Here is a 12,532-nt window from a genome sequence, read left to right as displayed (position 1 = left end):
ATTCACTTGGGGATAATGCTACTCGACGGTTATACACATCAAATGGCGTATTCTCATTGAGCGATTGATGAGGCAAATAATGATTGTGCAAGTTAATATACTTCTCTACGCCTCGTCTTGTTTCTTGCGGGCTGTCCCTTGCTAAATGCCCGTTTCATCGTCTCCATGACGAATCCGATCTCCAGGCTTTGATCTAGCTGCCAAACGATGATGTAACGGCAAAACCAGTCCATGACGGCTTATAGATTCATCCAACCGCGCTTCATGCGAAGTGAATAAGAGATGGGGCGTAGTCGGACTATTTCCCCATCTTTCTTTCCCGAACCGGACTTGCACCTCTCAGCGCATCCGGCTCTCCATTTAAGTGTTGCTCAATGCAGAGGAGACTACGTCATAATAGGATTCAATTGTACGATGTTTCTCTGAACGCAGGATGTATGGGTTCTCCGCAGGAGTGCGCCATGTGAACCAGCTTTTACGGCTAGTTATTAGACTTCTCAGCGGTAGTTCTCCATAGAATCCTAGGCTGTTTCAACCTTGCATTACCCAGATTTTAGCCTTGCTTTCTCTGGGGATCGGACATATTCTCTCATCAATGATCGGAATCCGCGCTTGTACTTTCGTGCATGCCAATAGCAGAGTTTCCAGAAAGCCGAGCGATCTACTTTACTGTATATCGTCGCGGTATGGTCTGTGTATAGAAAGAAGTTTGCTCATCCCGCAAGTTGTCGGTTCAGGCTTTCGACCAAATCCATGGTGTTTATACCGAAATTCCCTGACAGTTGCTTGACTAATTTCTCTGTGAAACGGCGGTATTTATCCCAAGGAATAGAAGATACAGGTCGCATTCGTCCTTTGGCTCCACGCTTGCGAATAATTCAGTGACCAAGGAAAAAAAATCCGTCATTCACGTGCGTAATAAGTGTTTATCCATATTCAGATTGACTTTCAGCCGATCTTCTAGAAATGAACGACATGCTTCTCGCACTTCGTCAGCGTGTGCCTTAGTTCCTTTGACCACCACCACTAGGTAAGTAGCCCGAGGGAATCGCACCCTCAGGCTCTCTCAGAACCGGACTTGAACCTCTCGGCTCATCCGGCTCCCATTATCCAGCCGCAGGCAGTACACCTAACTGCCAGTGCGCAAATAGTTCAGGAAGATTCTGTGCTAATCGGCCATGCCAATGTATCGCCCTCGTCTTGTGTCTCGCCAGTTTCTTGTACTTCCTTCTAGCCCAGTGGGCAAGCGCCATGTTCATATGACGAAATACAGGGTACAATTGTGACTTGTAGAAGTGTCTGTAATAGTTGAGCCATCCTCTTATCGATGCATTGAACATCCTCGACAAATCGTGTATCGTGATATCGGGTTTCATATGCATGCGCCAACCCCTTATCGTTTGCCTCATCGCTTTACACGCCTTGTTGCTTACTGCCGGTGTAAAGTTGATGAAGAACTTGCCATGCCTGTTCTTCGACCTTCTTAGTCGAAAGGTGTATCCCAAGAAGTCAAACTTGATCTCGGGATAATCCCCTTTACGGTCATCATCCTTACAATAGACAATTCGGGTTTTCTCCGGATGCAGTTCAAGTTTGCATTGAGCGAACCTCTCTTTGAGCTTCTCTAGCAGTTGTTCAGCTTCTTCTTTCGTCCGGCAGTGAATGACTGCATCATCTTCATATCTTGCCCACGGATTCCTTGGATGTTCAATACCCATCCACTTATCAAACGTGTAATGCATGAGCAGATTGGCAAGCACCGGACTGATGACTCCGCCTTGCGGTGTGTCGGAGTTTCTTTCTATGATGTCTCCATTCTTCATTTGAAACGGAGTTTTCAACCATCTTTCGATGTAGAGAATAACCCACACACAGTCCGTATGCTTCTTTACTGCTTTCATAAGTAGCTCATGATCGATGTTGTCGAATAAACCCTTGATGTCAAACTCCAACACCCAGTTGTATCGCCAGCATCGGGTTCTTGTGACTCGTATGGCATCAATAGCGGATTTTCCCGGTCTGTACCCATAGGAGTCTGGATGGAAAATCGGCTCCACCATCGGTTCAAAATACAGTTTAGCTGTCATTTGCGTAATGCGATCCGAAACGGTCGGCACTCCCAATATCCTTACGCCGCCATTCTTTTTCGGTATTTCTACCGCTTTGATTGGCGGAGGAAAGTAACTTCCCGAGGACATACGGTTCCAAATTTTATAGAGGTTTTTCTTCAGATTGGTTTCAAACTTTTGGATCGATTCCTCATCGGCACCTACCGAACCTTTATTGGCTTTGACGAGCTCATATGCTTCCCATACTTTGTGCTTTGAGATTTCATACGACTTTGCTTTGTCCATTTGTTCCTCCCACTTTCGCGGTTGACTCATTTTCAGAACTGGATAACACAGCCCCTTGGCTCCGCCACCTTTTCAGTGGGTTCATTGCTACTACGGGCTATCCCGCCCTATACTCTGCATCTGTACTTTCATCCTTACGGGGTTTCCACTTGGATTTTTCCATTAGCATCAGAGTCGTAGGTTCCCACGTTCCGTACAAAAGCCTGTGCTACGTTCACGCGGCCTTCATGCCGGTCACCATCTGGACAGTAGGCAGGTTTCCTCCAGACTTATCCTAGACCAACGACTCCCTTCTGGTTTTGATGACGTCCCTACGCTTTCGACATTTTGTCAGTCACTGACTTGTGTTCGTCTCCGTAACACTCCTCGCTTCCATCCACTGATCGAATTCGTGTAACATAATATTGGATAGGAGCTGTGATATGACACCGCCTTGTGGAATTCCTTCACTAGAGGCTCGGAATAATCCGCGATCTACACACCCTGTCTTTAGGATTTTCCATAGTAATGCAAGGAAGCGATGATCGGAGATGCGTTTACGGACTGCCTTCATCAGCAACCGATGATGAACGGTATCCAAGTAGCTGGCCAAATCGCCTTCTATGACCCATCGACCTGCAGTTGCATCTGTACGATCATTTCCATCCTGTAGTTGCATCTTGATCGTTCGAATGGCATGATGGACGCTTCGCGCAGGCCTGAATCCGTAGGATTGAGGGTGAAAGTCGCTCTCCCAGATCGGTTGCATAACCATGACCATCGCACGTTGCACGATACGATCTCGAAGACAAGGAATGCCAAACGGCCTAAGTTTGCCGTTAGCATTTGGGATATATACGCGCCGCGCAGGTCGCGGACAGTACGTTCCCGTCAGCAATTCATGCAGTAGATTGTCTAGTTCAAGATCAAGCATTTCTTCCATCCTGTTCATCTTGATGCCATCTACACCAGGTGTTCGGGCACCACTTGAGGCCAGAGCAATGCTAGCCGCTTCGTTGAGCCAAGTCTTGTTTGCAATAAGTCTTAGGAGTCGGTCGAACTTACGTTCTTTGTTTTCTGTTGCCCATGTCGCCAGTTTGCTTTGCATTTCACTGATTATCAAAGGTCTTCACCTCACTAGGGTCAGTTAATAGGCCGAGCAAACCACTTAAACTGCCTCCCTTCGCCATGTAACCGGCTTTCCCGATCTCGGACTACTACGGAGGCTCCGTCATCCTGCATAGCATCGGGGAACTCACTCCCTTGGCATCCATGCAGACTTTCCCAAATTCACATGCTGGACTTCACACAAGGGTTAGGCTGCCTATCGCAGTCTTTATCCTTGCTTTCTGCAAGTCGTCGCGGACATCACGATCTAGCGGTGCACTCCTCATGAATCCCTGTCAATTAACCTAGATGTTTAACCGACATTTGTGAATTCAGTCAATGCGGCTAACGGAAATTAAGTCCGTGTACTGCCTGTTAAGCGATGTAGGCAGGGGTGACATTTCAACCCTCAGATGCGGTTTAATAGGTTCGTGTTCCTCAACCTTCCCATGCTCAGTCTAAAGACTCATCTTGGCGTAATCGCTTCGCCGCAAGTCCCGTTTCCCACGGACTACGTCACCTTGCCAGTGTCGGCAAGTCACCGCCGCTTCGGCTCACTCCCCATCGCAGCAGGGAAAGGACATGTCTGTATAAAAACTACATTTATTACAAACATGTTCAAGTAACTTTATTCCACTGAGGGAACTTGTTAGATGGGCGTACTGTAGGTAATATCTACACTCCAGACCGACCTGATTGGGTTCGGTGATCTTCAAGCCTCTGAGTAAATAGGGATATATTCGGTGCTGCAGATTTCGACCGGGATATACAGCCATGATGCCCATTTCCCGCATGTAGATCCTTACCGTATTGTTATGAATGACATCCCCCTCACGATTCATAATGGTTACAATCGTTCGATAACCCATGAACGTATGCTGTGTATATATTTCATCAATCCGGTGTTTGAGGCGGATTTCCTCCGGGGAGGGAGGCACCGGTTTGTAGTACAAGCTGCTACGATTGAGGCTGAGTAGATCTGCTTGTATCGTGATAGGCAGGTTGGGGTGATGCCAGTCTATGAGATCTATACGTTCTTACGGGGACGTTCATTGCCCAAATTTTTTTGAGCGACGACTATTGAGTCGTCAGTATCCCGACCTCGGCGTAGAGTTCTTTGATATGATTCTCGTATTCTTGCTTCATTTTCGTGATGCCTTTCCGATCATCTACGAAGAGCTGAGAGAGGTTCTGAATGGCATCAGCTTTTCACCGGTTGAAGACATTCGAGTGAATACCCTGTTCCGATGCCAGCTGGGAAACGGACTTTTTTTCCTTCAACATTTCCAGTACTAGACGAGCTTTCTCTTAGGGAGTGAACTTCCTTATTTTGGCTCTTCGCTATATTTAGGGTTAAAATAACGTTTTAAAGACTGATAGAGCGATTTGACTTGGAGCCTCTGCGGGCATGAGTACTCGCGGAAGCAGCGCAGCATAAGGACTTCGCGTTGCTAACCAGCTTATCATGTCCGCCTCTCCATATAAAATCACAGTCTATTTCCCCCCATGCAGTATAGCGAGGAAACCTTCTTCTATTCGTCATACAACTATGAATACTCCTTTTGCTGTCTAGATTCTATGTAGCATTATAGAAAAAGACAGCATCATCGTGACGATAAGTGTGATAAAAAGCAAGCTGGAGATGGCTGATTTTTTTGTTATATTCGTGGACATGACTCGATTCATTCCTCCTGATTGATTTTATACGCTATAGTTAAAAGACGAGGGGAAATGAGTGAAAAGTTTCGGTGAAACAATTTTAATGAATTGGGATTCCTCCAGTTTGATCATGGGTATCTATTACGTTTACATCTTCATTGTAGCTACTATTTTAAGTATAAAGTTATATAATCTTGAACGGTCTGCGCGGCGCAAAATTTTTATGTACCTCCCTCGCCCAACCCTGTGGCTTCCGGTGGGGCATCTGGACCTCTGGGATTGGAAAACCTATATGCATGCACTTGTACCGCGAGTAAAATGCGAAACATGCAGTACCACAAATGCAGGTAAAAAGGTGACACGGGTCCCCGTGTCACCTTTCTCATTTTACCCACCAATTTGAAGCCTGGGCCATGCGATTGATGGCTGGGATGCCTGTAAATGCTGCTGCACGGGAAGTGCGTGAATACAATACCCGGATGTGGCGTATCTTGCACCACTACGTGGATAAGGCGATGTTGAGTGTCTATATGGCAAAGTAAAGCGCATAGCCGTTGATGAAACCTCCTACCGTCGTGGACACCGATATATCACCCTTTTTGTGGATGTCGATACAAAGATGATTCTATTCGCAACAGAAGGTAAAGGGATGGATACGCTCGTCTGCTTCAAGGTATTCCTTGTTGGAAAAGGCAGGGATACCGCACAAGTTGAGGAAGTGTGTTGCGACATGTCTCCGGCCTACATTCGAGGCATCCAGGACTACTTCCCACAAGTACAGATTTCATTCGATAAATTCCACATCATGAAGTTGATCAATGAAGCGTTTGATGATGTGCGCATTACTGAGCAGAAGCAGCATCCGGCACTAAATAAAAGCAAATATATCTGGTTGAAAAACGGAAACAAGTTAAACGAAGAACAAAAGAACACTTTGGAGCGCCTCAGGGACGGAAATTTGCAGACAGGACGTGCGTACCGTCTAAAACTGGCCCTACAGGAATTCTGGCATCTTCGGCACATCTTTGCAGATATGTACCTGCAGGAATGGATTGGTTGGGCTACGCGCTCCCAAATTACCACCGATGGTACAAGTGGCCAAGACAATGAAACAACATAAAGAGTGTATACTTCGATGGTTCCATTCCAAAATGCCAAATGGACTGCTGGAAAGCATAAAAAGGCTGGTTCAAGCTGCTAAGCCTAGGGCACGTGGCAAACGTAATGTAGATAACTTGATCTCCATGGTGTACATGACCGCTAACAAGCTGTGTATTCCAGAACTCGCGACGCGTCGAGCATACTAAACCTTACCGCTTAGTTACCCAGCCTCACATGGCTCGGACAGCGGTCAAGCAATATTCTTGTGGCTGTCCGAGCCATGTGAGATTCTCTTGATAGCGGTAAGAGATAGTCTTGTTAACCCACCTGATAGAGCGAAGAGCCAGTATAGATCTGAAGTAATTGTCTTCTGTTCTAAAACACTTTGTATTACCAGCATAGGATTAACAACCGAATTCATCTTCATAATTTGGGATTATTAGTTAATTCTTATTAAAACGACTCATTAAGGGTCTAGGGGCTTTAGTTCTAGTAAATTATTGACTTGCTGTTCATAATTATAATTCATCTCGATAAATGCTTCCTCCAGCGCTTCGTTTTCTTTATCCTGCTTCAAAAGAGCTGCCAGATACCATAGGGCTCCGTCCAGATTGCTGCTTGATGAGAGCGGTGTATCAAACGATTGAACGAGTATGGCTTCAGCTAGGGCATATTGGCCTGTGAAATAATACATTTTGCCCAGCACATTCTTTGTGGTTTGCGACAATTCAAATGGTCTGCCTTGCATTTGTTCTTCAGGAAGTTGGTCAAGATGGGCTTGTTTCTTCTCAATGGTTGCTTTAAGTATAAAAGCTTGCTCAAAATATGGATAGGCCTCTTCTTCTTGGCCCTGGTCGTAAGCGGTTGACCCAAGCTTGTACAAAAGTTCTAGCTCTTGTTCATACAAGGAGATGTCCCATGGGTAATTGGATCTCTGTTCCTGACTCAGTGCCAACGCCTCTCTGTAGTTTTCCTGACTGATTAATATCGACATCGTTTGCTTGAATAACATTTTGTTGTACGGTTCAAGTAATTGCACTTCCAGCAATAAGGACTTTGCCTCAATAATATATTTAGGATCTGCAGTCTGTTCGTATACCTGCTGCAAGAACGAAGCTTTTAAAGATGCGTAATAAGGATGAGAAGAGCGAATGGATAGCGCCTTATCAACGTGAGAAGTAACTTCCTGAATGGATACTTGGCCGCTCTTAAGTATTTCGGTTGCCTGATAGTATGATTGCTCTGCCTTTAAGAACAATCCTGCCGTAATAGTGGCTGCGATACTGCCAATGACCATTATAGCAGTCAGCATGTAATTATATTTCTTGTAAGAGGCAACCTGTACATTCGCTTTCGTACTGCTAAATGAAGCTGTAATCCCGCCTAGAGAGAAAAATACGAGAATCAACAAATACACATAGGTCATATTAAAATCAATGAGACTTAGGACAAGCAATGAAACCACGATAATAAAATAGAGAAAATAGTCATTGCGGTGTGCTTCTTCCTGATGCCGGTACATCCGTATATAACGATATAGAATATAGCTGACAAAGCTCAGAAAGATGAGGAAGCCAACCCAACCCGTCTCCACTAAATACTGCAAATAAAAATTATGGGCTTGTCTGCTTGTATATGGATTGTTTTGATATTTCTCATAAAGAACACTCCAGGCACCGCCGCCTGCGCCCAGCATCGGATAATCGGCGACCAGCTTGAGAGAATCCTCATAAAAAGTAGCACGTTCCAGCACACTATGCTGGGAAAAATTGATATTCTTCAATCTGGTCTGCACATTGTCAGGCAATACGGTCTTCAGTCCGGTACTCAGGATAACCCACAGCAATAATCCGCCAAAAAGGACGGTGCCCAAAGGTAAATAGAGTGAAGACCATTTAAGGTTGGACCACTTTTGAGTCAGTCTCGCAAATTTGCTTTCCATAAGCCAGGCGCAGCAAAATCCGACGAGAATAGACAGGCCCAATACGTATGTGTAGCCTTTGAGAAATTCAACCCCGCTATATTGATTATTCATAGCAAGGCCAATCTCAGTAACGGGTTTTAGAATAAGCCCAGTAGAAATCAGGCTGATCATGAGCTGCAGGATCCATACGATTTGTTTTGCCGGTTTCAGAAACATTAACAAAATAACAAGCACAACAGGCAGGATGACCAATCCACCGCGGGATAAAGTCAACCAAAATGAAATAAAGATGGGCACGAGCATGAATCCATGCAGAGCGCGAACCCACCATAATTTTGCTTTGGTAATAAAATGAAGGCAGGCAAATAATACGACAGTTAAAAACGCTGCATATGTATTGGCGTATTGAAATACGGAAGTTAATCGGAGTCCATTGGAGTCTGTCATTACCGCATCTACATAAACGCCCAAATCATTGAAGGCTGCAAACCATCCGAAAAAGAATCTGGCCAATGGACCGTTTCCAAACCAGTGCCATAAACCAAACCAGACGATCAGATAGAAGCTGGAGATTAGAAGATGTTGAATGAGACGATTTGCTTTCTCATGACTAGCTACCGTAATTGCAATGATATAGAAAAAGGTAGCGCTGAGCATAATGAGTACTAACGTATTTGATAAATAATGTGAAGCCGCATTCAGCTTCGATAAAAGATAGGAAAGTGGAAGCAGAAATGATGCAATTGCCAGTCCTAAATGACTGGGAGACAGAGGCAGCTGCTTCAGCGGTATCCATATTCCAGTTACAAAACAAATGATTGAAGTAAATATTACGGCATAAGAGATAGGCCCCTCAAAATTGATAGAACCTCCATTGAATAGAGCAATCTGAAATGGTGACCAAATAAAAAAACACCCGGAAAGGACTAGGATTACCCACAACATTCCCGGAACAGGTTCAGCAAACGGTTGCTTTTTTTTCGACAATTTACTTCTTCCCTTCAATTGTAGTCCACCAATATTCTACCATACTCGAGGACTCAAAAGAGAGTAAAAAATAGCCAGTTACAAAGTAAGTCGTTATTTAGAACAGCAATGATGGATATTGATAACTCATCTTTAGATGAATGGAATAGAGGTATAGTTGTCTTTGTTCGATTATGCTAAGATGGAAGTAACTCGTATGGGATTCTGTTAGAGACCAACAAGAAGGGGACAAATAGTCTTGCTCTTCACCTCAGATAAAATGCTAGAATAAATATATATGCGGATCATATACGATTTTGTGATTTTCTGTAGAGGGGAGAAGAAATGTGGAAACTATAATGTATAAATATATAAATTATATAAGAACTTTCATAAAGTACTACTATTTGCTCGTGATTCTTGTTAAAAAGGATGTAAAAAAGAAATATAAAGGGTCTGTTTTAGGAATATTATGGAGTTTTATCAATCCTTTACTTAACATGATTATTCTGACGGTTGTGTTTTCTACGTTGTTTGCGAGAACGATTGATAACTTTCCAGTTTATTTATTAAGTGGAGCATTGCTATTTAGTTTTTTCTCTACAAGTACTACCATGTCCATGAACTCCATAATATCTTCGGCAAATCTGTTCAAGAAAGTATATATCCCGAAATATATTATTACATTGTCGAAAGTATTGTCTAACTTTATCTTTTTTTTAATTTCACTATTGGTGCTAATATTAATTATGCTTGTCACAAGCGCGGACATAACCTTGTATCTCATGTATGCTCCAATATATTTAATGTTGCTGTTCTTTTTTTGCTGTGGTGTCAGCCTAATCCTTGCGACCATTACGGTGTTTTTCAGGGATATTGAGCATTTGTATGGGGTAATTATCACTGCACTTATGTATGCGTCGGCTATTTTTTATCCTCCAACAATTATACCAGATAAATATCAGTTTATCTTAGTACTAAATCCCGTGTATTATTTCATAGATGGATTTCGACAAGTCGTATACGATGGCACATCTATTGAGATTGCAAATCTTACTATTTGTTTGGTTTTGGCATTGATTAGTATGATTATAGGGGTTATTGTATTTGAAAAAAATCAAGATAAATTTATCCTACACATATAAGAAGGATACGATATGACAAATGTAGATGTGAAGGTTGAAAACGTTACGATGCAGTTTCGACTCTCGAATGAAAAAGTGGACAATCTCAAAGAGTATTTTGTTAGAGTGCTGAAAAAAGAGATGCGCTACTCTAATTTCTGTGCACTTGATTCTGTAAGTTTTGAAATCAAGCGTGGAGAGCGTATAGGAATTATAGGTCATAATGGAGCCGGTAAGAGCACGTTATTAAAAATTATTTCTGGGGTTATGAAGCCAACTCAGGGGAAAGTACAGGTGAATGGTGCAGTAGCTCCCTTATTGGAGCTTGGAGCAGGGTTTGATCCTGACTTCTCAGGGGCGGAGAACATTTATCTTAATGGTGCTATTCTCGGTAAATCTAAAGAGTATTTGGATAACAAATTTGATGAGATTGTGGAGTTTTCTGAGCTAGGGCATTTTATTCATTCTCCAGTGAAGAACTATTCATCGGGAATGAGGGCCAAACTCGGATTTTCAATAGCGACTCAGATTGATCCCGATATATTAATTGTGGATGAAATATTAGGCGTTGGAGATGAGCAGTTTAAAATAAAAAGCTCAGAGAAAATGAAGGAAATGATGGAGAGTGGGAAGACCGTTATTATTGTCTCGCACAGCATTAACAATATTAGAACACTAACTGATATAGTTATATGGCTCGAGAAAGGGACCATAAGAGGAATCGGCGACACTCAATCCATTTGTGATTGTTATATGAATGAGATGAGAAAGGTGAAAGAAAAATCATAGGAGTGATTGTATCCATGACAAGATTGATATTACACATCGGTATGCATAAAACAGGAACTACCTCTATACAACAAGTACTAGGTAATTCTCGAAATAAACTATTGAAAAATGATGTGTACTACCCAGAAATCAAACCATATAACCATAGTACTAGCTTTCCCCCTATCTTTTTAGATGATCCAAGCAAATATGAAATTTTCAGGCAACGTGGTATATATGATAAGCAAAGAGCTATAGAAGAGCAGAATAAATTAAAGGAACTATGGATAAAAGAAATTCAGAATTGTACATGTCATAATTTCATTGTTTCAGGTGAAGAATTAACTCTTATTGATGAAAGTAGTGTTAGGAACCTTAAAAAGTTTACAGATGAACATTTTGATGATGTATTGATTATTATGTATGCCAGGAATCCAAATTCATTTTTTCCAAGTGTATTGAGCGAATATGTAAAGCATGGTGGTGAGAACATCGTGCATCAGAATTATTCTAGGACGTTCCCGTTATATAGTTTTCGATTACAGAAGTATATAAATGTGTACGGTTCAGATAAAGTTAAAGTTAGACCTTTCGATAGAAAAAACTTTAAGAATGGGGACTTATTTGAAGATTTTTTTCAAACTTGTGGAATAAAGTTGGATGTAAAAGACTTAAATCATTCAATAGCTAATGAATCTTTAGATGAGAGTGCTGTCATGTTTTTATTGGAGTACAATAGACGGTTCCCTAGATACCTTAATGGTGTTATTAATGAAAGTAGAGGACTCCCATATCGACTTCACGTATTCTATAACGTGATAAACAAAATTAACAAAAAGAAGTTTAGTATAGAAATGAAGTTTAACGAAGATGATACCAATGAGGTAAATAATGAAATCGAATACATTAATAATCACCTAAAGAGTGAAGAACATTTCCAAAAAGTGAGTGTGAGTGATGAACCTATCCGACTTCCAGACAGCGATAAGATATCTATAGATTTTTATATAGAATTGGTTAATGAATACAATAAGGAACTCGATCGGCTGTTAACAAAAATAGATGGGTTTGTGTCATTAGAACAGAGAAATAATTTTAAAATAAATAATTTGCAATCAGAGAATAAAGCATTAAAAAATATATTGAGAAAATACAACCATTCAACAGAATTTTACCCAGATTTAACAATAAATAATGATAATTTATTGGTAGACCAAGAAAGTATTTTTAATCTATATAATAGCCATGGTCACAGTAAAATTAAAAAAATCAAAAATTTATTACTTTATTTTAAATATAAAAATAAAAACCTGAAATTTTTTGATAATGATTATTATAAAAAGATATATTTAGAAACTGGCCCCTCCCAAATAACGCCATTGAAACACTATTTTTTATATGGGGCATATGAAGGTAAAAATCCATGTAAAGAATTTACTACCAAGGAGTACATTCGTGATAACCCAGAGATTGTTTTAACTGGTGAAATTCCACTTGTACACCTTTATGAGAAAGATCAAAGACATAGTTAGATAAGTTAGATCCATTTG

The 12,532-nt window shown here is 41.6% G+C and carries 10 protein-coding genes and 1 pseudogene; 7 read left to right on the top strand and 4 right to left on the bottom strand.

The window, feature by feature from the left end:
* Nucleotides 1-1,106: 1,106 nt before the first annotated feature.
* The 3 genes from ltrA to ACFSUC_RS10475 form a co-directional block, all read right to left on the bottom strand.
* A complete protein-coding gene (gene ltrA / locus ACFSUC_RS10485; protein WP_379929515.1) occupies nucleotides 1,107-2,354 on the bottom strand; it encodes a group II intron reverse transcriptase/maturase in 1,248 nt (415 codons plus the stop codon).
* Nucleotides 2,355-2,688: 334 nt separating this feature from the next.
* The gene (locus ACFSUC_RS10480; RefSeq protein ID WP_379929514.1) at nucleotides 2,689-3,285 is read right to left on the bottom strand and encodes a reverse transcriptase domain-containing protein; all 597 of its coding nucleotides are present in this window, start codon (nucleotides 3,283-3,285) and stop codon (nucleotides 2,689-2,691) included.
* Nucleotides 3,286-3,994: 709 nt separating this feature from the next.
* On the bottom strand, nucleotides 3,995-4,378 hold the full coding sequence (locus ACFSUC_RS10475; protein WP_379929625.1) for an IS3 family transposase: 384 nt from the start codon (nucleotides 4,376-4,378) through the stop codon (nucleotides 3,995-3,997).
* 82 nt (nucleotides 4,379-4,460) lie between these two features.
* Here ACFSUC_RS10475 and ACFSUC_RS10470 point away from each other — a divergent pair, with 82 nt between their 5' ends.
* The 4 genes and pseudogenes from ACFSUC_RS10470 to ACFSUC_RS10455 all read left to right on the top strand — a co-directional run bounded on the left by ACFSUC_RS10470 (nucleotide 4,461) and on the right by ACFSUC_RS10455 (nucleotide 6,406).
* Nucleotides 4,461-4,736, top strand: a complete 276-nt coding sequence (locus ACFSUC_RS10470; RefSeq protein ID WP_379929513.1) for a hypothetical protein — start codon at nucleotides 4,461-4,463, stop codon at nucleotides 4,734-4,736.
* A 755-nt stretch (nucleotides 4,737-5,491) separates the two neighbouring features.
* Nucleotides 5,492-5,641: pseudogene (locus ACFSUC_RS10465) on the top strand (transposase family protein); the annotation flags it as partial.
* A 5-nt stretch (nucleotides 5,642-5,646) separates the two neighbouring features.
* A complete protein-coding gene (locus ACFSUC_RS10460; RefSeq protein WP_379929624.1) occupies nucleotides 5,647-6,219 on the top strand; it encodes a transposase in 573 nt (190 codons plus the stop codon).
* On the top strand, nucleotides 6,185-6,406 hold the full coding sequence (locus tag ACFSUC_RS10455; RefSeq protein ID WP_379929512.1) for a transposase: 222 nt from the start codon (nucleotides 6,185-6,187) through the stop codon (nucleotides 6,404-6,406). Before ACFSUC_RS10460 ends, ACFSUC_RS10455 begins: the two co-directional genes overlap by 35 nt.
* 260 nt (nucleotides 6,407-6,666) lie before the next feature.
* On the opposite strand, the gene ACFSUC_RS10450 is transcribed toward ACFSUC_RS10455, so the two are convergent.
* The gene (locus ACFSUC_RS10450; protein ID WP_379929511.1) at nucleotides 6,667-9,129 is read right to left on the bottom strand and encodes an O-antigen ligase family protein; all 2,463 of its coding nucleotides are present in this window, start codon (nucleotides 9,127-9,129) and stop codon (nucleotides 6,667-6,669) included.
* Between the two features lie 320 nt (nucleotides 9,130-9,449).
* Between ACFSUC_RS10450 and ACFSUC_RS10445 the strand changes: the two genes are divergently transcribed.
* Genes ACFSUC_RS10445 through ACFSUC_RS10435 form a run of 3 tightly spaced genes read left to right on the top strand, consistent with a single transcriptional unit; the run spans nucleotide 9,450 to nucleotide 12,514 of the window.
* Nucleotides 9,450-10,235, top strand: a complete 786-nt coding sequence (locus ACFSUC_RS10445; protein WP_379929623.1) for an ABC transporter permease — start codon at nucleotides 9,450-9,452, stop codon at nucleotides 10,233-10,235.
* Nucleotides 10,236-10,247: 12 nt separating this feature from the next.
* Nucleotides 10,248-11,003 (top strand): ABC transporter ATP-binding protein, encoded by a 756-nt coding sequence (locus tag ACFSUC_RS10440; protein ID WP_379929510.1) that lies wholly within the window; start codon nucleotides 10,248-10,250, stop codon nucleotides 11,001-11,003.
* Nucleotides 11,004-11,017: 14 nt separating this feature from the next.
* On the top strand, nucleotides 11,018-12,514 hold the full coding sequence (locus tag ACFSUC_RS10435) for a hypothetical protein (protein WP_379929509.1): 1,497 nt from the start codon (nucleotides 11,018-11,020) through the stop codon (nucleotides 12,512-12,514).
* The last annotated feature ends 18 nt before the right edge of the window (nucleotides 12,515-12,532 follow it).

Source organism: Marinicrinis sediminis, assembly GCF_042685085.1.
GTDB classification, from domain to species: Bacteria; Bacillota; Bacilli; order Paenibacillales; family KCTC-33676; genus Marinicrinis; species Marinicrinis sediminis.
This window is presented reverse-complemented; position numbering and strand designations above follow the sequence as displayed.